The sequence below is a fragment of the Methylobacterium sp. J-067 genome (assembly GCF_022829465.1).
In the GTDB taxonomy this organism is placed as follows: Bacteria; Pseudomonadota; Alphaproteobacteria; order Rhizobiales; family Beijerinckiaceae; genus Methylobacterium; species Methylobacterium litchii.
Window position 1 is genome coordinate 641,893 of sequence record NZ_JAKSXZ010000146.1, and the last position, 18,627, is coordinate 660,519.

The following is an 18,627-nucleotide window of genomic DNA, read 5'->3' on the forward strand; positions in this document are numbered from 1 at the left end:
ATGGCCCCGAAGACGACCCGCGCGACGCAGGCCCTCGACAGGGCCGGTATCCGCTTCACCCTCCACGCCTACGATTACGATCCGGACGCCCCGCGCATCGGCCGGCAGGCGGCGGAAGCCCTCGGCATGCCGCCCTCCCGCGTGCTGAAGACGCTGATGGCCAGCGTCGATGGGCGCACCGTGTGCCTGCTCGTCGCCTCCGACCGGGAGGCCGCGATGAAGCGCGTCGCCGCCGCCTTCGGAGGCAAGTCTGCCGCGATGATGAAGCCCGCCGATGCCGAGCGACTGACGGGCTATCATGTCGGCGGCATCAGCCCGCTGGGGCAGAAGCGCCCCGTCCCCACCGCCATCGACGCCCACGCCCTGACCGACCCCGATGCGGAGATCCATATCAACGGCGGCGGCCGGGGCCTGCAGATCCGCCTGCGGGAGGGCGACCTCGTAGCGGCCTTGAAGCCGACGGTCGTGCCCCTGACCGAGCCGCGCTAACGGATCGTTTACCTCACGCCCACCAGTGTCGAAGGCTCTGCGGATGGGTGGGAGGACGGCGTGCGGCTCGGCGGATCGATGGCGCTGGCGCTGATTCTGTTCGCCGGCCCGGCTTTCGCCGCCGACCTCGGAGAGCCCTACGTCGGCGATCCCGGCGCGCCGCCGCTGCCGCGTTACTTCCCCCGTGGCGATGGGCTCGATGTGCAGGGCCCCCTCCCCTTGCCCCGCCGCCGGACGAAGATCGTCTGCACGCCGCGCCGCGTGCCGACGCCGACCAACGCCCCCGACGATCCGAGCTATGTCGGCTCGCCCTACGGCCTCGGCAAGCCGAGCTATTACGGCTTCACGCCGCCGCTCGGCATCGACGATCCCTACGGCCGGTCCGTGCTGCCCTACTGCCCATAGCCCCGGAGAATCGGCTAAACCCGGCCCGACAGAAACCAGGGTCCGGCCGTGACTGCCTCTTCACCGCTCCATCTCTCCGACCTCCCCGCCCTGCGCGCCGCCGTCTCCGCTTGGCGGACCGCCGGCGAGACCGTGGCCCTGGTGCCGACCATGGGCGCCCTGCATGAGGGCCACCTGACCCTCATCGCGGAAGCCAAGCGCTTGGCCTCACGGGCGGTGGTCAGCCTCTTCGTGAACCCGACCCAGTTCGGCCCTACGGAGGATTTCGCCCGCTACCCGCGCGACGTCGCCGCCGACCTTGCGGCGATGGCGCGCGCGGGCGCCGACGCCGCCTGGACGCCCGATGTGGCGACCATGTACCCGCTGGGCTTCGCCACCCGGATCGAGGTGGCGGGGCTAACGGATGGCCTCTGCGGCCCCCTGCGGCCGGGCCATTTTTCCGGCGTCGCCACCGTCGTCACCAAGCTCCTGAACCAGGTGCGGCCGGACATCGCCCTGTTCGGCGAGAAGGACTTCCAGCAGTTGCAGGTGATCAAGCGAGTCGTGGCCGACCTCGACATGGCGCCCGAGATCCGGGGCGTGCCCACCATCCGCGAGGCGGACGGCCTCGCCCTCTCCTCCCGCAACCGCTACCTCTCGGCCGAGGAGCGGAGCCGCGCGCCGACGCTGCACGCCGTGCTCGCGGACATCGCCTCCAAGGCCCGCGACGGCGGATCGGTCGCGGAACCGGTCAGCGAGGGCATAGCCACTCTCACGGCGGCGGGCTTCGCCGTGCAGTACATGTCCGTCTGCGATGCCGCGAGCCTCGCACCGGTCGAGTGCGTCACCGGCCCCGCCCGCGTGCTCGCGGCGGCCTATCTCGGGCGGACGCGGCTCATCGACAACGTGCCGGTCTGAGACCGCCCTCACCCGGCCCGGCGCAGGAGCGACCGGAACGAGCGGCGCTCGGAACCGGGATCGTCCTGTGGCGGGGGCGGCGGCTCCGGGGGAAGCGCGGCGAGGATGTCGCCGCGCACCGGCCGGGCCGGCGCGAAAGCTGCGCCCTGCGCATAGGGCACGTTGAGGTCGATGAGGTCCGGCACGTCCGCCTCGGTGCCGACCTCGTTGACCACGAGGCGGATGCGGGCGCGGGCCAGGGCCGGGGCGAGATCCTCCACCGCGATGTCGCTCAGCGCGCCCCGTGACACGCTTGGCCGCAGCAGCAAGTCCGCCGGCACCTTCACCTGCCCGATGCCGTATTCCAAGAACTCGCGGGCATCGAAGCGCAGATCCGTCGGCCGGTCGAGGCAGAAGCCGACCCGCCCACGCAGGGCCGACAGGGCGCCGAGTTGCCCGGTGTCGAGGCCACGCCAACTGGCCTGGGGCAGGGCGATGTCGAGCCCGGCCAAGGCCTGCTCGTCGCTGGCCATGCGCCCGATCTCCTTCAGGAAACTCAGTTCGAACAGCGACAGGGGCGACAGCCCATAGGTCACCCGTGCATCGCTGCCGCGCTTGGCGAGGTGGCGCACGATGGTGCCGGTGCGGGCGAGCATCCGCCGGTCGAGTTCCGTGGTGCGCCCGTTCCGTTCGAGGGCCGGCAGGTACTGCGTGGTGTCGAGCGGCTGATCCTCGACCCGCAGCCGCGCCAGGGCCTCGTAGGCCACGACCTTGCGCTGGGGCAGGGTGACGATGGGCTGGAGATACACCTCCAACAGGTCGCGATCGAAGGCGGCGAGGATCGCGGACTCGTCCGGACCGCGCGGAGGTTCAGGCGGACGCGGCGGGATTGGCCTCGGGACCGGCGGTACGATGACGGCCGGTATTTCCGGCAGGCGGGCGATGACGGGGGGCGTCCAGGATGTCTCGACCGGCGGCGGGGGAGGTGGGGCGGGCTCCGGCTTCGGCTCCGGCGGAGGCGGCGGTTCTTTCGCGACCGGCACCTCGCGGGTCTTGAGGGCGGCGATTTCGTCGTCCTGGCTGCGGATCACCGCGCTGAGGTCGCGGACGATCCCGCTCAGCAGGCCGATCTCCACGGTGAGTTCATGCACCTCGGAGCGCAAAGTATCGGGCGGCGTCGCGTCGGCGGCGGGACGCGGCGGCACGGCCTCCGCCTTCAGGAGCCGCTGCGAGAGTACGTCCACTTCCTGGGACAGCTTCTCGCATCGGGCGTTCAGTTTCGAAATTCGCGCCCATGCGGTGCCGGCACCGAGGCTTCCGGCGGCGGCCAGACACAGCGCGGCAGCGCTCGGCGAGAAGACGGCCAACGGCCCAATCGTGACGAGGCCGAGCGATCCGGCGGTCCACAGCCCAACGTTCCGGCCGAAGACCCGGGCCATGCTCACCATCATCCGTCACGAGACAAGGCATCCGGTGAGCCATAGGGTTACCGGAAACCGACGCTCCGAAAGTGTTGCCGAGCGTTCGAACGGGGGCAAGCCCGACAAGCCGGCGCACGACCGATTTTTGCCCTCTGTGTCCCGGCGCGGTGTTTCACGTGAAACACTCAGGCGCGGGTGAGGTACATCCCCACAAGCAGGAAACCGAAGCCGGCCAATCCGAAGACGCCCTCCTTCCGGTGGGTCTCATCGAGGAAATGGGCAGCCGCCCCGGCCGCACAACACGCCGCACCCAAACCGATCGACAAAAATGACATCGGAGCCTCCCGCTAGCGACGTAGGACCACTCACCTCACCAATACCGTCTAACCAAGATTACAGAGCATTGAGCCGACTTCAAGTTCTCGCCACAATCTGATGTCGCGCCTTACGATCACGGCCAGATACGCTCGATTCTTCATCAATTCGGCGGTGCAATGATGTTTCTCTGAACAGGTCCCGCGCGGACGATGCCGCGTTAGGAGGCACCGCCGACACGAGGTGACGCGAATCACTCCTGTCGCGTTGACCCGCCCCCGCCCCCGCGCGTAAGCACGGGCATGCCCATTTCCCGCCCCACCCGCTTCGACGTGATCGTCGTCGGCGGTGGCCATGCCGGCGTCGAAGCCGCCGCGGCCGCCGCCCGCTGTGGCGCTCTGACGGCCCTCGTCACGCACGATCCGGCGACGATCGGGGCGATGTCCTGCAACCCGGCCATTGGCGGCCTTGGCAAGGGGCACCTCGTCCGCGAGGTCGATGCCCTCGACGGGCTGATGGGCCGGGTGGCCGATGCGGCAGGCATCCAGTTCCGCCTGCTCAACCGGCGCAAGGGCCCGGCCGTGCGCGGACCCCGCACCCAAGCCGACCGCAAGCTCTACGCGGCGGCGATGCAGCAGGCAGTGGCCGAGACGGCGAACCTGCATGTCGTGCCGGGTGCTTGCGAAGACCTTCTCCGCGATGCCGCCGGGCACGTCGCCGGGATCGCGCTGGCGGACGGCACGACGCTCGGGGCAGGGGCGGTTGTGCTCACCACGGGCACCTTCCTGCGCGGCCTGATCCATATCGGCGAGGTGCAGATCCCCGCCGGGCGGGTGGGGGAGGCGCCTTCGGTGGGTCTCGCCCGGAGCCTCGACGGGCTCGGCCTGCGCCTCGGCCGTCTGAAGACCGGCACGCCGCCTCGCCTCGCCCGCGACAGCATCGCCTGGGACCAGCTCGAACGGCAGGAGGCGGATGAGGACCCTGTCCCGTTCTCGACCCTCACCGAGCGGATCACCACGCCGCAGATCGCCTGCGGGATCACGCGGACGACGCAGGCCGTCCACGACATCATCCGCGCCAACCTGCACCGCTCGCCGATGTATTCCGGCGGCATCGCCAGCCGGGGGCCGCGCTACTGCCCGTCCATCGAGGACAAGGTCGTCCGCTTCGGCGACCGCGAGGGGCACCAGATCTTCCTCGAACCGGAGGGGCTGGACGATCCGGTCGTGTACCCGAACGGCATCTCCACCGCCCTGCCGGAGGAGGTGCAGCGCGCGATCGTCCAGGCGATCCCCGGCCTGGAACGCGCCGAGATCCTGCGGCCGGGCTACGCTATCGAATACGATTATGTCGATCCGCGCGAACTCGATGCCGGGCTTCAGGTGAAGCGCCAGCCTGGCCTGTTCCTGGCCGGGCAGATCAACGGCACCACCGGCTACGAGGAGGCGGCGGGGCAGGGGCTCGTCGCGGGTCTCAACGCCGCGCGGCTGGCCGGGAATCTCCCCCTTGCCGCCTTCGACCGGGCCGAATCCTATCTCGGCGTGATGATCGACGACCTCATCACCCATGGGGTGAGCGAGCCCTACCGCATGTTCACCTCACGCTCGGAGTATCGCCTGAGCCTGCGCGTGGACAATGCCGACGAGCGGCTGACCCCGCGTGGCCTCGCCCTCGGTCTCGTCGGCCCGCAGCGCGCGGCGCATTTCGAGCAGTCGCGCGCCGCCCTCGCTGCCGCCCGCGCCCGGCTCGATGCCCTGAGCCTCACGCCGAGCCAAGCCGCCGCGCAGGGCATCGCCCTGAATCAGGACGGCATCCGCCGCAGCGCCTTCCAGCTTCTCTCCTACCCGGAGATCGACTGGGCCCGCCTCGCTGCCGTCTGGCCGGACCTCGCCGAAGTGCCGCCGCGCATCGCCGACCGCCTGCGGACGGACGCGACCTATGCCGTTTATCTCGACCGCCAGAGCGCCGACATCGCCGCCTTCAGGCGGGATGAGGCCGTGCGCCTGCCGGACGGACTCGACTATGCCGGCATCAGCGGCCTGTCGAATGAGATGCGCCTGAAGCTGGAGAGCGTGCGACCCGGCACTCTCGGGCAGGCGGCGCGGATCGAGGGCGTCACCCCGGCAGCCCTGACCCTGCTCGCCGCCCATGCCAAGCGGGGCCAGCGCGCGGCGCGGCAGCCGGCATGAGCGATCGGGCCCGCGAACAGGTCCTGAAGGCCTACGATGTTTCACGTGAAACAACGCAAGCGCTCGATGCCTACGTCGCCCTGCTCCATCGCTGGCAGACGGTGAAGAACCTCGTCGGCCCCTCGACCCTCTCCGAGGTCTGGAGTCGTCACGTTGCCGATGCGCTGCAACTCCTCACCCTCGCGCCAGAGGCCAGCACCTGGATCGACCTCGGCTCCGGCGCCGGCATCCCCGGTTTGATCCTGGCGATTGCCGGGAAGGAGAGGGGCATCCGAGTGACGCTGGTGGAGAGCAACGCGCGCAAATGCGCCTTCCTCACCGAGGCCGCCCGCCTGACCGGCGCCCCGGCCACGATCCGCAACGGACGGATCGAAGCGGTGATCGGCGATGCGGTGGGAACGGAGATCGTCTGCGCGCGGGCGCTCGCCGCCCTCGATCAGTTGCTCGCTTGGTCGGCGCCACTGTTGAATTCGGGCACCATCGGCCTGTTTCCGAAGGGGCGGGATGTGCAGGCGGAATTGACCCAGGCCTCCGCGCGGTGGACATTCACCTACGATCTCGTGCCGAGTCGGACCGATGCCGACGCCCGGATCGTGCGGGTCACCGCCCTCACCGAAACGAGCCCCCGATGAGCGACGCGACGATGGTCGACGCCTCCGAGCGCCCCGACATGAGCCATCCGGCCAAGCCCCTGCGGGTCCTGGCCCTGGCGAACCAGAAGGGCGGCGTCGGCAAGACGACGACCGCCATCAACCTGGGTACGGCGCTCGCGGCCATCGGCGAGGAGGTTCTGGTGATCGACCTCGATCCCCAGGGCAACGCCTCGACCGGGCTCGGCATCGAGAAGGCCCGCCGCCGGATCTCGACCTACGATCTCATGGCCGGCGAGGCGAGCCTCGCGCAGACCATCATCCCGACCGCCGTGCCGCGCCTGTCCATCGCCCCCTCCACCATGGACCTGCTCGGGCTCGAAATGGAGATGGCGACCGCGCAGGATCGGGCGCACCGCCTGCGCAATGCGCTAAAGAGCATGGCGCAGTCGGAGAGCCTGAAGCGGATCAGCTACGTGCTGATCGATTGCCCGCCCTCCCTGAACCTGTTGACGATCAATGCCCTGGCGGCGGCGGATGCCGTGCTGGTGCCGCTGCAATGCGAGTTCTTCGCCCTGGAGGGGTTGAGCCAGTTGCTGCGCACCGTGGAGCAGGTGCGCGGCGCGCTGAACCCGCGCCTGACGATACAGGGCGTCGTGCTGACGATGTTCGATCCGCGCAACAACCTCTCGGCGCAGGTCGTGGCGGATGTGCGCAGCTTCATGGGCGACAAGGTCTACGAGACCATGATCCCACGCAACGTGCGTGTGTCCGAAGCGCCCTCGCACGGCAAGCCGGCTTTGCTGTACGATCTGAAATGCGCCGGCAGCCAGGCCTATCTGCGCCTCGCCTCTGAGGTGATCCAGCGCGAAGGCCGCGTGCCGGCGGCGGCGTGAGTTTCGAGGACAGGTGAGAGACGATGGCTGAAGAGGTCGCAAGGCCCCGGCTGGGGCGCGGGCTCGCGGCCCTGATCGGCGATTTCGGGGATCCGGCGCAGCCGCCGCCCAAGCACGAGGGCCAGCGCAAGGTCGCCGTGGAGTTCCTGCGCCCGAACCCGCGCAACCCCCGCCGCCATTTCGGCGAGGAGGAATTGTCCGAACTCGCGGGCTCCATCAAGGCGCGGGGCCTGATCCAGCCCATCGTCGCGCGGCCCCTGGCCGACGTGCCCGGCGCCTTCGAGATCGTGGCCGGCGAGCGGCGCTGGCGCGCGGCGCAGCGGGCCGGGCTCGATGAGGTGCCGGTGGTCGTCGTCGAGATCGACGACCGCGCCTCGCTGGAATTCGCGATCCTGGAGAACGTCCAGCGGGCGGACCTCAACCCGATCGAGGAAGCCTCGGGCTACGAGCGCCTGATGCGCGACTTCTCCTACACACAGCGCGAGCTGGCCGAGATCCTCGGCAAGAGCCGCAGCCATCTCGCCAACACGCTGCGCCTCCTCAACCTGCCGCAGCCGGTGCAGGACCGGTTGAGCGCGGGCGAGATCACCGCCGGCCATGCCCGCGCGCTCCTCGCGCTGCGCGATCCCGAAGGCGTCGCCCGGCGGATCGTGGCCGAGGGCCTGTCCGTGCGCGAGGTCGAGGCCCTGGCCGCCGCCGAGGCCGAGCCGTCCGAGACCCCGCGTCCCGGCCGCCCGCGCCTCGCCGCCGAGCGCCCAGCACCGGTGCGTTCGCTGGAACTGCGCCTGCACAAGGCGCTCGGCGTCGCCGTCACCTACAAGCCGAAGGACGAGGAGACGGGCGAGATCCGCCTGCGCTACGCCAGCCGTGACGAGCTGCAGAGCCTGCTCGACCGGCTGAAGGTGCCGGCGGAGGACTGACGCGCCTCAGCGGCGGCGGCCGGCTTCCGCGATGCGGAGCAGGGCCGCCGACGCGATGGCCTCGGCCAAAGCCGGCTCGGCACGGCGGCTGGCGAGCACCGCTTGCGAGAGGATGTCGATGGCCTGCCGCAGGCGGGCAGGGCCCCATAGGCCGAGCTGCCGCTCGATGCTCGCCTTGCGCTTGAAGTGCAGGCCGCGCCACGCGGCGACCATCGCACTCGATGACTTCTCGGGATTATCGAGGCGCAGGGCGAGCATTGCCGTGGCGTGGCGCAGGGCCGAGCCGAGCACCTGCGCCGGGTCCAACCCCTCCAGCCGGAACCGGCGGGAATCGCGCTCCACCACCTCGATCCGCCCGTCGAAGGCCGCATCCACCAGGGTGTTGAGGACGCTGGCGGCGACATCGCTCACCACCGCCTCCACATCCTCCAGGGTCACGCTGCCCTGGCCCGCAGCGTAGAGGGCGAGCTTCTCGATCTCCATCAGGCTCGCTCGGCGGTCGCCGCCGAGGCTGCGCACCAGCACCTCCCGCGCCTCGCGGTCGATGCGCAGGTCGCGCGCCCGCAGGGTCCGGTCGATGAGGTCGCCGAGGGCCCGCTCGTCGTCCGGGTAGCAGGGGATGGCCAACGCCCGCTGCGACTTCTCACAGAGGGCGCGGACGGGGTTGCCCTTGGCGAAATCGCCTCCCTCCAGCACGATCCGCGTGTCGGTGACAGGAATGGAGAGCACGGCCTCAATGGCGGGCGCGAAATTGCGGCTGCTGGACCGCACCCAGATCGACCGCTTGCCGCCGAACAGGCCCACCGTCCCCGCTTCGTCGCAGAGCCGGCCGGGATCGGATGCGAGGAGGTCGCCGTCGATCCGCACCAGGGCGAAGGGATCGGTGGCGTCGGGCAGGAAGGATTCGGCGAGCGCCTTGGCTCGCTCGGTGACGAGGCCGGTATCGGGTCCGTAGACGAGGATCACGGGGGTGCGGGGGTCGGGCCCCCGCCGGATCAGGTCCTCGATATCCCCCGGCCGGACAGCCGTCACCGGTCGCTCATGGCTTGGCCGCCAGCACCGAGGCGATCCGGGTCTTGATCTGGTCAGCGAGGGTGTCCGCGAGGCGGATCTCCGCGTCCCGGGCGGCGCGCTGGCTGGCGAAGCGCTGGATCGAGCGGTCGTAGGTCGCGGTGGAGGTCGCGACGCCCTCCGCAATCACCTTGGTGCCGCTGAGGTCTTCCAGGCTGTAGCGAATGGTGCCGATCACCGTGCCGGCCTCGGCGCGGCCGGTGGTGGAGGAAACGATGGGCGTCTGCACCGTCTCGGAGCCCGCGAGCTTCAGGCGGTATTGCTTCTTGGCCGGCTGGCCCGACCCGTCGAGGTCGAACACCAGTTCGCTGCGCAGGTAATGGCCGAGCCGTTCCTGGCCCTGGGCCATCACGATCTCATCGACCTGCACGGAGGCCAGCAGCGCCTGGATCGATTCGCCCGAGGCCGTCGGCCCGTAGAGTGGGCGGAAACAGGCCGAGAGGCTGAGGCTCATGGCCGCCACCAGGCCGAGCCGTCCGGCCCGCACCGCCACCGATCCCACGTCAAGCCGCATCACGCTGTCCGCCCCGTTCCGCTCCGGTTCTAGCGCGGACCGGGGGGTCCGCGCCACGACTCTCGGGGCAGGGCCTTACGATTCCTCTACGGCGAGAGGATGGTCGGCGTGTTTCGGGGATAACTCACCACCGGTAGATCAGGCTGCCGATCACCGTGGCGGGGGTGCCGCGGTAGCAATAGCCGCTCTGGCAGGTGGTGTAGCTCCGGTCGAAGACGTTGGTGGCGTTGACCTGCGCCCGCAGACCCTGGAACTTTGGGTCGATCGCCGCGAAATCGTAGGCGATCAGAGCGTCGTAGAGAGTCTTGGCCGTGTTGCGGACCGTGTTCTCGTCGTCGGCGTAGCTCGGGCCGATGAAGCGCACGCCGCCGCCGAGGGTCAGCCCGCGCAGGGGCGAACTCGGCGGGAAGGCGTAGGTCAGGAACTACGTGTAGGTGTGGCCGGGAATGCCGGAAACCTGGTTCCCGTCGAGGACTTGGCCGCTGTACGACGTCTGCCGCACATAGCGGAAATCGAAGTAGCTGTAGGCAATGGTCAGGTTGGTGCCGGGGGCGAGGTTCGCCGTCGCCTCGGCCTCGAACCCCTTCGAGCGGACGGCGCCCGTGGCGGCCTGGAAGGCGATGTTGGTGGGGTCCGGCCGCAGGATGCTCGATTGCACGATGTCGAAGCCGGCGAAGGCCGTCTGGATGTTGGTGCCGGGGATCAGATATTTGACGCCGGCCTCGATCTGGTCGCCCGTCGAGGGGCGGAACGGGGTTCCGGTGGCGCTCACACCGACCTGGGGCACGAAGGTGGTGGCGTAGCTCGCATAGGGCACGAGGCCCGGCGCCAGCAGATAGTTCAGCCCGACGCGGCCGGTGAAGGCGCTGTCGTTCTGCCGGGTGAGGGTGCTGTCCGGGCTGGCCCGGTCGTCCTGGAACACCCAATCGTGCCGGCCGGTGAGGGTGAGCACGAAGTCGCCGAACTTCGCCTGATCCTGCAGATAGACGCCGACCTGATCCTGGTTCTGCCGGGTCGCCGAACCCAGCGCCGGCGTCGGGACGAACTGCGTGCCGTAATTGCGGGTCACGAGGTTGATCGGCGGCGCCTCGCCGAAGCCCATGCGGTAGCTGAAGCCGTAATGGGCATAATCCAAACCGGCGAGCAGGGTGTGGGCGACGGGTCCGGTGCGGAACCGGGTCTCGATCTGGTTGTCGAGGGTCTGCTGCACGAGCCCTTCCCGCAGATAGCCCGTGGAGCGGTTGCCGAAGGTGCGGGTGTCGTCGAGGGAGTCGATCTGTGTGTATTTCGCGCTCAGGAAGATGCCGTAGTGGCGGAAGTTCTGGCGGAAGATGAGATCGTCCGAGAACCGGTGCTCGAAGGCGTAGCCGATCCGGTACTGGGTCTGGTCCAGGCCCTGGAAGGCCGGATCGCCCCCGAAGAAGCGCGTCACCACGAAGCCGGGATCGTTGTAGAAATAGACCGAGGCCGGCGTCTTGCGCTCCTGATACTCGCCGAGGAAGGTCAGGGTGGTGTCCGCCGAGGGTTTCCAAGTGAAGGCCGGCGCGATGTAGAGCTGGTCGTCCATCGTGCCGCGGCCGATGAAGGTTCCGGCCTCCCGGCGGACGCCGGTCAGGCGCCACGCCATCGTGCCGTCCGAGCCCTGGACGGGTCCGCCCAGATCGAAATTGCCCTGTGCCCGGTCGTAGCTGCCGCCCTGGAGCCAGACCTCGCCGAACGGCGCGAAGACGGGCCGCTTCGTGGTCGCGTCGATGATCCCGGCCGGCGAGCCCTGCCCGTAGAGGCCGGAGGCGGGGCCGCGCAGGACGGTGATGGCCTCTAGCCCGTAGGGCTCGATGCGGGGGAAGATGAAGCCGCTGCCGATCTGGCGAAGGCCGTCCCGGTACGTGCTGTTGGCGAGCGCCGGAAAGCCGCGGATGTAGATCTCATCGAAGCGGGGATCGAAGCCGGAGGCGTTGATCGTCGCCCCCGGCACGTAGGCCAGGGCCTGATCGAAGGTCTGGACGTTGCGGTCGTTCAATTGCTCCCGCGTGATCACCGAGACCGATTGCGGCGTCTCGATCAGCGGCGTGTTGGTCTTCGTCACGGTCGGGCTCACCCGGGCGACGTAGCCGGTGACGCCCGACGGGCCGCCGCCACCGCCGCTCGTGGCGGCACTGTCCTGCGGGGTCGCGATGTTGCCGAGGGCCGCGCGCACCGCTTCGACCGAGATCTCGTCCAGATGGACTTGCGGTTCCTGGGCCAGGGCCGGCGCGGACAGGGCGGTCGCGGCGAGGAGCAGGGCGGGGAGACGCGTGCGTACGAACATGGGAACTTCCGGCTGGACGCGAAGAGCCGCGTCCGAACCGGGCTTTCCCGATCACGCTCCCGCGATCAAGACGAAAACGTGTTGTAAATCACACAGTTAAAACGCTTCAAATCTGAAGTCATTCCAGTTCAAAACTCGAAGGGCGGCTCGCGCAGCGCCTCCGCCTCGCGGGTGCACAAGCCAGCGTCCGGCGCGGTGCCACCTTGCGTGAGTGCCGCGCGCATCTCGGCCCGCGCCTTGTCGAGGTCGGCGCGGAAGCCGGCATCGCCCATCAGCGCAGCGAAGGTCGAGGAGCCGTTGGTGCGCCCGGCGGCGACGTCGCTCAGCCAGTGCACGCCGCACACGACGCGGCTCTCGCCGTAAGCCCGGCCCCGGGCGAGAATGGCTGTGGATTTCTCCGGCACCAGGGCGGCCATGATGAGGGCATAGGCCCAGCCCTGGGTCGCGTGGCCGGAGGGATAGCTGAAGCTATCGGCCAAGGCCTGGGTCCGCTGCACGCAGATCGGCGATTCGTTGCCGACGAAGGGTCGGAGCCGGCGGTAATGCACCTTCGGGATGCGCGTCATGTGGGCGAGGTCGAGTCGGGCCCGTTCCAGCAGGTTGAGGGTGACGGGCACCTTCCCCTGGTCGATGCGCACGCCGAGCACGCAGGCGAAGTTCTCCAGCACCGCCGCCGCGCCCTCGGCCACGTCGTTGGCGGCGAGGTTCCAGCGGGCGGAGCCCTTCAGGGCGCGGGTGTTGGTGAAGGCCGCATGGTCGGCATTGTCGAGGGGGGAGAGGTGGGCCGGCGGCGGCGGCAGGATCTTCAGCGGGTCCGGCAGGGCGCCCTCGGCGAGATACGGCTTCACGGCCGGCTTGCCGGGCTTCAGCGGGTCCGCCTGCAGGGAGGGGGCGGCGGCGGGTGGCGCCCCCTGATCGGGGGCGGCGAACGAGGGGGAGGCGGTGAAGAACGCGGCGAGCGACAGGGCCGTCGTGAGCGAAAGGCGGCGCATCTCGTATCCTCGCTTGGCGACCGGCATCGGGTGGACGTCACACGAGGCAGACGGATCGCGGCGGCGTGACCATCCCTGCCTTCGGTGCGGCCCCGAGTCCAGGCCGCCTGGTGTCAGGCGGCGCGAATCGCGGCGGCGATCTCGGCGGGATGTTCCTCGTGCGCGCTGAGCGCCCCCGGGACACGCCGGGCGGTGACGAGGCCGCTCTCCGCCAGGGCGTCCATTTCCCCGCCGGAGCGGCGGGGGGCGCCGTCCGGGCGCAGCAGCAGCACGGGCGGCAGATCCGGCCCGAACAGGGCGAGGAACGCCTCCCGGCTCGCCACGGGATCGAGCCCGCCGGTCACGAAGGCCGCCGTGCCGAAGCGGCCGTTGCGCTGACGGGTGATGGCGTGCTTCGCCCGCACGAGCTCCGGCGTCACCGCCTCGCGGTCGCCATAGACATGGGCGCGCATCATCCGGCCGATGATCGGCGGGCTGATGTTGATGCGGTAGAGCGCCTCGCCGATCAGCGGCGCCTCGACGGCGGCGCGGATGCGGGGGAACCACGCGGCCTTGTCGGGCATCGCGGTCGGCAGCGGGCCGCGCCAGGTCGGCGCCACGAGGACGAGCCGGGCGAACGCATTCGGGTGCCGCCGCGCCGCGGCCACGAGGTAGCCCGCCGCATGGCCGGCGGCGATGCCGACCGCGTAGGGGCCGGGCGCCGCCGCCAGCAGGGCGTCGAGGAAGGCGTGGAAGGTGGCGGGCTCCAGGGGCACGCGCGGGCGCGGCTGGGCGCCGAAGCCCGGCCAATCCGGCACGAGGCAGTGATGGTCCCAGGCCAGTTCGCGCGCCAGCCCGGTCGCCTCGCGACGGGACGAAATGGTCGAGAGAGCCGGCAAAATAAGCGCGCCGGGCCCATGCCCGTAGCGGTCGTAGGGCACGGAGACGCGCTGGCCGCCGAGCTTCAGGTCGAAGGTGCCGCCCGTCTCCATGCCCGCCGGCCCCTCAGGTGCGGAGCAGGTCGTTGATCGCGGTCTTGGCGCGGGTGCCCGCATCGACGCGCTTGACGATGACGGCGCAGTAGAGGCTCGGGCCGGGGGAGCCGTCCGGCAGGGCCTTGCCGGGCAGGGAGCCCGAGACCACCACCGAGTAGGGGGGCACGGTGCCGTAGGTCACTTCGCCGGTGGCGCGGTCCACGATCTTGGTCGAGGCGCCGAGATAGACGCCCATCGACAGCACCGAGCCCTGGCCGACGATCACGCCTTCCACCACCTCGGAGCGGGCGCCGATGAAGCAATCGTCCTCGATGATCACCGGGTTCGCCTGCAGCGGCTCCAGCACGCCGCCGATGCCGACGCCGCCCGAGAGGTGGACGTTCTTGCCGATCTGGGCGCAGGAGCCGACTGTCACCCAGGTGTCGACCATGGTGCCTTCGCCGACGTGGGCGCCGAGGTTCACGAAGCTCGGCATCAGGATGGCGTTCGGCGCCACGTAGGAGCCCCGGCGCACGAAGCAGCCCGGCACCGCGCGGAAGCCGGCCTCTTGGAAGCGGGCGGCGTCCCAGCCCTCGAACTTGGAGGGGACCTTGTCCCACCACGGGGCGCCGCCGGGGCCGCCGGGAATCGCCGTCATGTCGTTGAGGCGGAAGGAGAGCAGCACCGCCTTCTTCAGCCACTGGTTGACCGTCCAGTCGTTGCCCGACTTCTCGGCGACGCGGGCCTGGCCCGAATCGAGGAGGTTCAGGGCCTCGTCCACGGCCTCCCGCACGGCGCCCGTCGTGGCGGACGAGATGCCGGCGCGCTCCTCCCAGGCGGTCTCGATGGTCCGGGCAAGGTCGGCGTGGGACATGGGTGCAGCGGTCTTTTTGAGAATGGGAGACCGTGCTTACAGGCGCCCGCCAGGGCTGTCGACGGGGAGGGGGGTACCGTCCGCGCCCCGCCGCTCAGGCGTCCCCGAACTTGGCGCGGACGCGGTCGAGGTCGTCCGTGAAGGTCACAAGGTCCAGGGCCATGGCGTCGTGGATCGCCTGGGCGGCGGAGGGGAACTCCTCCAGCACGCGGCGCATCAGGGTAGGGGTGATGCGGACGAGCTCGCAGGGGCCTTCCGCGACGGCGTCGCAGGGGCGCTCGCCGCGCACGAACAGGGCGAGATGGCCGATCAGCGCCGAGCGCGACGCCCTGACGGGCTCGGACCCCTTGGGCTCCAGGCGGATGGTGCCGGACATCACTACGAAGCCGCCATCGGCGGGCTCGCCCCGGCCGAACAGGCGGTCGCCCGCGCGCAATTCCCGGCGCTCGGCGGCGAAGCTGAGCAGGCGCAGGGCGTCCCGGTCCAGAAAACCGAAGACGGGCGCCGCCGCGAGGATCGCGATGTCGTCGTCGAGCCCCACGCTGCCCCTGCCGCTCCGCTCCCGGCGTCCCCGGCAGAATGGCCTATACGAAAAAGCCTAATAAATCAGGGAAGGAGCTTGTAACCACCGCCCTCGGTCACGAGGATCGCCGCCACCGCCGGGTTCGGCTCGATCTTCTGCCGCAGGCGGTAGATGTGCGTCTCGAGGGTGTGGGTGGTGACGTGGGCGTTGTAGCCCCACACCTCGGCGAGCAGCGTGTCGCGGTTCACCACGGCGCGCCCGGCCCGGTAGAGGAAGCGCAGGATCGCGGTCTCCTTCTCGGTGAGCTTGAGCTTGGAGCCCCGCTCGCCGATCAGCAGCTTGGCGCTCGGCCGGAACGTGTACGGGCCGATCTGGAACACGGCGTCCTCGGACGCCTCGTGACTGCGCAGGTGGGCACGGATCCGCGCCAGGAGGATGCCGAACTTGAACGGCTTGGTGACGTAGTCGTTCGCCCCCGCCTCCAGCCCCTCGACGTGGTCGGCCTCGGAATCCTGCGCGGTCAGCATGATGACCGGGCTGCGGAAGCCCGCCTGCCGCATCCGGCGCACGGCCTCTCGCCCGTCCATGTCGGGCAGGCCAACATCCATCACGGCGAGGTCGATGCGCTCGTCCGCGACCCGGCGCATGGCGTCGGCGCCGCAGGCTTCGCCCACGACGTGAAATTCCTCGGACAGGGCGAGCTGCTCGATCAAGGTATCGCGCAGGATCTCGTCGTCGTCACAGATCAGCAGACGGTAGGCATTCGACATCGTCACGAAGCCCTAGCGTAAAAGCACTAGCCCGCGAAATCCCCCCGATGAAGGATGGTGCGCCGGCCGACTGTCGAGGCCATCCTTGTACACCGAGATCTCGCCGATCCGGGTGGAGCGGACTTGCAAAGGACGAGCTTTGTGACCGGAAAGAGGCTTGCGCGCAATTCGCCTTCGGATTTCTTCGCGAAGTTGCATAACCGGAGGCAAGATTTCGTGGTGAGAACCACCCTCGCGGAGATCCGCGTGCGCCCCACCGTGGGGGACCGGCGCAAGGGCCACCTCCTCGTGGGCTCCTCGGTGATTCCCTGCGCGCTGGGCGCCTGCGGCATCGTCGGGCGCAAGCGGGAGGGCGACGGCGGCTCGCCGCGGGGCCGGTTCCGCCTGCGCGGCGGCGCCTACCGGCCCGACCACCTCGCGACGCGCCCGCGCACGGCGCTGCCCCTGCGCCGGATCAAGCGGGACGACGGCTGGTGCGACGACCGCCGGGACCGCCGCTACAACCGGCCGATCCGCCTGCCGGCGCCGGGCGTCAGCGCCGAGGCGATGTGGCGGGAGGACGGGCTCTACGACGTGGTGCTCGACATCGACTACAACCGCGGCCCGATCCGCCGGGGGAAGGGCTCGGCGATCTTCATGCACGTCGCCCGCGAGGGCTACCGGCCGACCGAGGGCTGCGTCGCCCTCGCCAAGCCCGATCTGATCCGCCTGCTGCGGCGGCTCGGGCCGCGCACGCGGCTGCGCATCGGCTGAGGGCGGTCAGACGCGCCGGGTCTCGCCGGGCTTGAGGGCGATGGCCTTGGCGGTGCGGGTCGAAAGGCTACCGACGATCACCGGACCCTGGCCGTTCGTTGCCTTGTCCGCCACAGCGGCCAACGCCTCGGCGGCGCTGCACATCCGCACCGCGTAGACGGGCGCGCCGGAGCCACGCGCCGGGCTGAGGGCGACGAGGAAGGTCGTGTAGCGTTCGCGCGGGCGAGAGGCCATCCGCGATCCTTGGCATGTCGGCTAAATAACGCCAGGGCTTTTCGCGCTGGGCGCCGAACAGAAGACGATGCCTTGTGCGCCGAGACAACCGGTATTTGCGCGGTTCGGCGAAGCCCCGCCATGCTTAGCCAACGCAACACCGCCGCGCGGAGCCTTGCCTGCCGCCCCCAGGAACTTGGCCGTGGCCGCCCTTGCTTGTTCGGGAGAGGGCCTGTGTCAGGCCGGCCCCGGCGCGAGGACACCACGACCATGAAGGCACTCTGCTGGCACGGTAAGGGCGATATCCGCTGCGACACCGTTCCCGACCCGAGGATCGAGGATCCGCGCGACGTCATCATCAAGGTCTCGTCCTGCGCCATCTGCGGCTCGGACCTCCACCTGATGGACGGGCTGATGCCCACGATGGAATCGGGCGACATCCTCGGCCACGAGTTCATGGGCGAGGTGGTCGAGACCGGCAGCGGCCATTCCAAGTTCCGCAAGGGCGACCGCATCGTCGTGCCCTTCAACATCAATTGCGGCGAGTGCCGCCAATGCAAGCTCGGCAACTGGTCGGTCTGCGAGCGGTCGAACCGCAACGCGCAGATGGCCGCCGCGCAGTTCGGCTACACCACCGCCGGCCTGTTCGGGTACTCGCACCTCACCGGCGGCTATGCCGGCGGCCAGGCTGAGTACGTCCGCGTGCCGATGGCCGACGTGGGGCCGATGAAGGTGCCGGACGGCATGGACGACGAGGCGGCCCTGTTCCTCACGGACATCCTGCCCACCGGCTGGCAGGGCGCGGAGCATTGCGAGATCCAGGGCGGCGAGACCATCGCCATCTGGGGCGCGGGCCCGGTCGGCTTCTTCGCCATCCAGTCGGCCAAGATCATGGGCGCCGAGCGGATCATCGTCATCGAGACGGTGCCGGAGCGCATCGCGCTCGCCAGGAAGGCCGGCGCCACCGACATCATCGACTTCGCGAACGAGGACGTGTTCGAGCGCATCAAGGAGATCACCAAGGGTCAGGGCCCGGATGCGGTGATCGACTGCGTCGGCATGGAAGCCAGCGGCGGCCACGGCCTCTCCGGCTTCATCACGGCCGTGCAGGAGAAGCTCACCACCACCGAGCGACCCCTGGCCCTGGCGGATGCGATCAAGGCGGTGCGGCCCTGCGGGATCGTCTCGGTGCCCGGCGTCTATGGCGGGCCGGTGCCGATCAACATGGGCTCCATCGTCCAGAAGGGCCTGACCATGAAGAGCGGCCAGACCCACGTGAAGCGCTACCTCGAACCGCTCCTGAAGCTGATCCAGGAGGGCAAGATCGACACCGCGTCGCTCATCACCCACCGCTCCACGGACCTCGCGGACGGGCCGGACCTCTACAAGACGTTCCGCGACAAGAAGGATGGCTGCGTGAAGGTGGTGTTCCACCCGTAAGGACCGGAGGAGAGTCCCAGACGGCACTTACCCACGGCTGAAGCGGCTTTCCGCCGCGAATTCGCTCGAAAGTTCCTTATACCCCGACACAGTGTCGCGGTGAGAGAATGGCCCG

21 protein-coding genes are annotated in these 18,627 nt (G+C 69.9%); 9 read left to right on the plus strand and 12 right to left on the minus strand.

Going from position 1 to position 18,627, the window contains the following annotated elements:
• The 3 genes from MKK52_RS26565 to panC all read left to right on the plus strand — a co-directional run bounded on the left by MKK52_RS26565 (position 1) and on the right by panC (position 1,791).
• Positions 1-489, plus strand: a complete 489-nt coding sequence (locus MKK52_RS26565) for an aminoacyl-tRNA deacylase (protein ID WP_243959637.1) — start codon at positions 1-3, stop codon at positions 487-489.
• Between the two features lie 78 nt (positions 490-567).
• Positions 568-894 carry a hypothetical protein gene (locus tag MKK52_RS26570; protein ID WP_243959809.1) on the plus strand — a complete coding sequence of 109 codons (327 nt, stop codon included), beginning with the start codon at positions 568-570 and terminating at the stop codon, positions 892-894.
• Between the two features lie 48 nt (positions 895-942).
• Complete coding sequence (panC, locus tag MKK52_RS26575) at positions 943-1,791, plus strand: pantoate--beta-alanine ligase (protein WP_243959639.1); 849 nt, start codon at positions 943-945, stop codon at positions 1,789-1,791.
• Between the two features lie 8 nt (positions 1,792-1,799).
• On the opposite strand, the gene MKK52_RS26580 is transcribed toward panC, so the two are convergent.
• Positions 1,800-3,209: an EAL domain-containing protein gene (locus MKK52_RS26580; RefSeq protein WP_243959642.1), complete on the minus strand. Its 1,410-nt coding sequence runs from the start codon at positions 3,207-3,209 to the stop codon at positions 1,800-1,802.
• A 167-nt stretch (positions 3,210-3,376) separates the two neighbouring features.
• Positions 3,377-3,526 (minus strand): hypothetical protein, encoded by a 150-nt coding sequence (locus MKK52_RS26585; RefSeq protein WP_243959644.1) that lies wholly within the window; start codon positions 3,524-3,526, stop codon positions 3,377-3,379.
• 282 nt (positions 3,527-3,808) lie between these two features.
• On the opposite strand from MKK52_RS26585, the gene mnmG reads away from it, so the two are divergent.
• From mnmG to MKK52_RS26605, 4 genes are read left to right on the plus strand one after another with little or no spacing between them, the layout of a single operon-like run.
• Positions 3,809-5,695: a tRNA uridine-5-carboxymethylaminomethyl(34) synthesis enzyme MnmG gene (mnmG, locus tag MKK52_RS26590; protein WP_243959646.1), complete on the plus strand. Its 1,887-nt coding sequence runs from the start codon at positions 3,809-3,811 to the stop codon at positions 5,693-5,695.
• Positions 5,692-6,327: a 16S rRNA (guanine(527)-N(7))-methyltransferase RsmG gene (gene rsmG, locus MKK52_RS26595; RefSeq protein WP_243959648.1), complete on the plus strand. Its 636-nt coding sequence runs from the start codon at positions 5,692-5,694 to the stop codon at positions 6,325-6,327. The genes mnmG and rsmG overlap by 4 nt, the downstream gene beginning before the upstream one ends.
• A complete protein-coding gene (locus tag MKK52_RS26600) occupies positions 6,324-7,181 on the plus strand; it encodes a ParA family protein (RefSeq protein ID WP_279598028.1) in 858 nt (285 codons plus the stop codon). The genes rsmG and MKK52_RS26600 overlap by 4 nt, the downstream gene beginning before the upstream one ends.
• A gap of 23 nt (positions 7,182-7,204) precedes the next feature.
• Positions 7,205-8,101 (plus strand): ParB/RepB/Spo0J family partition protein, encoded by an 897-nt coding sequence (locus tag MKK52_RS26605; RefSeq protein ID WP_243959650.1) that lies wholly within the window; start codon positions 7,205-7,207, stop codon positions 8,099-8,101.
• A gap of 6 nt (positions 8,102-8,107) precedes the next feature.
• Here the strand turns inward: MKK52_RS26605 and holA are convergent, their stop codons facing one another.
• The 9 genes from holA to MKK52_RS26645 all read right to left on the minus strand — a co-directional run bounded on the left by holA (position 8,108) and on the right by MKK52_RS26645 (position 16,106).
• A complete protein-coding gene (gene holA / locus MKK52_RS26610) occupies positions 8,108-9,133 on the minus strand; it encodes a DNA polymerase III subunit delta (RefSeq protein WP_243959652.1) in 1,026 nt (341 codons plus the stop codon).
• 7 nt (positions 9,134-9,140) lie between these two features.
• Entirely contained in the window at positions 9,141-9,686 is a 546-nt protein-coding gene (gene lptE / locus MKK52_RS26615) for an LPS assembly lipoprotein LptE (RefSeq protein WP_243959654.1), read from the minus strand.
• Between the two features lie 124 nt (positions 9,687-9,810).
• Positions 9,811-10,050 (minus strand): hypothetical protein, encoded by a 240-nt coding sequence (locus tag MKK52_RS27280; protein ID WP_409564748.1) that lies wholly within the window; start codon positions 10,048-10,050, stop codon positions 9,811-9,813.
• Positions 10,051-10,110: 60 nt separating this feature from the next.
• Complete coding sequence (locus tag MKK52_RS26620; protein ID WP_409564749.1) at positions 10,111-11,994, minus strand: TonB-dependent siderophore receptor; 1,884 nt, start codon at positions 11,992-11,994, stop codon at positions 10,111-10,113.
• Positions 11,995-12,122: 128 nt separating this feature from the next.
• Complete coding sequence (locus MKK52_RS26625; RefSeq protein WP_243959656.1) at positions 12,123-12,986, minus strand: acid phosphatase; 864 nt, start codon at positions 12,984-12,986, stop codon at positions 12,123-12,125.
• A gap of 113 nt (positions 12,987-13,099) precedes the next feature.
• The gene (locus MKK52_RS26630; RefSeq protein WP_243959658.1) at positions 13,100-13,957 is read right to left on the minus strand and encodes an alpha/beta fold hydrolase; all 858 of its coding nucleotides are present in this window, start codon (positions 13,955-13,957) and stop codon (positions 13,100-13,102) included.
• 13 nt (positions 13,958-13,970) lie between these two features.
• The gene (dapD, locus tag MKK52_RS26635; protein WP_243959660.1) at positions 13,971-14,813 is read right to left on the minus strand and encodes a 2,3,4,5-tetrahydropyridine-2,6-dicarboxylate N-succinyltransferase; all 843 of its coding nucleotides are present in this window, start codon (positions 14,811-14,813) and stop codon (positions 13,971-13,973) included.
• Positions 14,814-14,907: 94 nt separating this feature from the next.
• Complete coding sequence (locus MKK52_RS26640; protein ID WP_243959662.1) at positions 14,908-15,354, minus strand: cyclic nucleotide-binding domain-containing protein; 447 nt, start codon at positions 15,352-15,354, stop codon at positions 14,908-14,910.
• A gap of 65 nt (positions 15,355-15,419) precedes the next feature.
• Positions 15,420-16,106: a response regulator transcription factor gene (locus MKK52_RS26645; protein WP_243959664.1), complete on the minus strand. Its 687-nt coding sequence runs from the start codon at positions 16,104-16,106 to the stop codon at positions 15,420-15,422.
• 216 nt (positions 16,107-16,322) lie between these two features.
• On the opposite strand from MKK52_RS26645, the gene MKK52_RS26650 reads away from it, so the two are divergent.
• Positions 16,323-16,859: a L,D-transpeptidase gene (locus tag MKK52_RS26650; protein ID WP_243959666.1), complete on the plus strand. Its 537-nt coding sequence runs from the start codon at positions 16,323-16,325 to the stop codon at positions 16,857-16,859.
• A gap of 6 nt (positions 16,860-16,865) precedes the next feature.
• Here MKK52_RS26650 and MKK52_RS26655 read toward each other — a convergent pair whose 3' ends face one another.
• Positions 16,866-17,093 carry a hypothetical protein gene (locus MKK52_RS26655; RefSeq protein WP_243959668.1) on the minus strand — a complete coding sequence of 76 codons (228 nt, stop codon included), beginning with the start codon at positions 17,091-17,093 and terminating at the stop codon, positions 16,866-16,868.
• A 249-nt stretch (positions 17,094-17,342) separates the two neighbouring features.
• Here MKK52_RS26655 and MKK52_RS26660 point away from each other — a divergent pair, with 249 nt between their 5' ends.
• The gene (locus MKK52_RS26660; protein WP_243959670.1) at positions 17,343-18,512 is read left to right on the plus strand and encodes a zinc-dependent alcohol dehydrogenase; all 1,170 of its coding nucleotides are present in this window, start codon (positions 17,343-17,345) and stop codon (positions 18,510-18,512) included.
• The last annotated feature ends 115 nt before the right edge of the window (positions 18,513-18,627 follow it).

What these genes read in the sequence shown, in the direction of transcription:
- MKK52_RS26565 (WP_243959637.1), top strand. Translation starts at nt 1, where the DNA reads ATGGCCCCGAAGACGACCCGCGCGACGCAGGCCCTCGACAGGGCCGGT.
- MKK52_RS26570 (WP_243959809.1), top strand. Translation starts at nt 568, where the DNA reads ATGGCGCTGGCGCTGATTCTGTTCGCCGGCCCGGCTTTCGCCGCCGAC.
- MKK52_RS26580 (WP_243959642.1), bottom strand. Translation starts at nt 3,209, where the DNA reads ATGGCCCGGGTCTTCGGCCGGAACGTTGGGCTGTGGACCGCCGGATCG.
- MKK52_RS26585 (WP_243959644.1), bottom strand. Translation starts at nt 3,526, where the DNA reads ATGTCATTTTTGTCGATCGGTTTGGGTGCGGCGTGTTGTGCGGCCGGG.
- mnmG (WP_243959646.1), top strand. Translation starts at nt 3,809, where the DNA reads ATGCCCATTTCCCGCCCCACCCGCTTCGACGTGATCGTCGTCGGCGGT.
- rsmG (WP_243959648.1), top strand. Translation starts at nt 5,692, where the DNA reads ATGAGCGATCGGGCCCGCGAACAGGTCCTGAAGGCCTACGATGTTTCA.
- MKK52_RS26600 (WP_279598028.1), top strand. Translation starts at nt 6,324, where the DNA reads ATGAGCGACGCGACGATGGTCGACGCCTCCGAGCGCCCCGACATGAGC.
- MKK52_RS26605 (WP_243959650.1), top strand. Translation starts at nt 7,205, where the DNA reads ATGGCTGAAGAGGTCGCAAGGCCCCGGCTGGGGCGCGGGCTCGCGGCC.
- lptE (WP_243959654.1), bottom strand. Translation starts at nt 9,686, where the DNA reads ATGCGGCTTGACGTGGGATCGGTGGCGGTGCGGGCCGGACGGCTCGGC.
- MKK52_RS26620 (WP_409564749.1), bottom strand. Translation starts at nt 11,994, where the DNA reads ATGTTCGTACGCACGCGTCTCCCCGCCCTGCTCCTCGCCGCGACCGCC.
- MKK52_RS26625 (WP_243959656.1), bottom strand. Translation starts at nt 12,986, where the DNA reads ATGCGCCGCCTTTCGCTCACGACGGCCCTGTCGCTCGCCGCGTTCTTC.
- MKK52_RS26630 (WP_243959658.1), bottom strand. Translation starts at nt 13,957, where the DNA reads ATGGAGACGGGCGGCACCTTCGACCTGAAGCTCGGCGGCCAGCGCGTC.
- dapD (WP_243959660.1), bottom strand. Translation starts at nt 14,813, where the DNA reads ATGTCCCACGCCGACCTTGCCCGGACCATCGAGACCGCCTGGGAGGAG.
- MKK52_RS26645 (WP_243959664.1), bottom strand. Translation starts at nt 16,106, where the DNA reads ATGTCGAATGCCTACCGTCTGCTGATCTGTGACGACGACGAGATCCTG.
- MKK52_RS26655 (WP_243959668.1), bottom strand. Translation starts at nt 17,093, where the DNA reads ATGGCCTCTCGCCCGCGCGAACGCTACACGACCTTCCTCGTCGCCCTC.
- MKK52_RS26660 (WP_243959670.1), top strand. Translation starts at nt 17,343, where the DNA reads ATGAAGGCACTCTGCTGGCACGGTAAGGGCGATATCCGCTGCGACACC.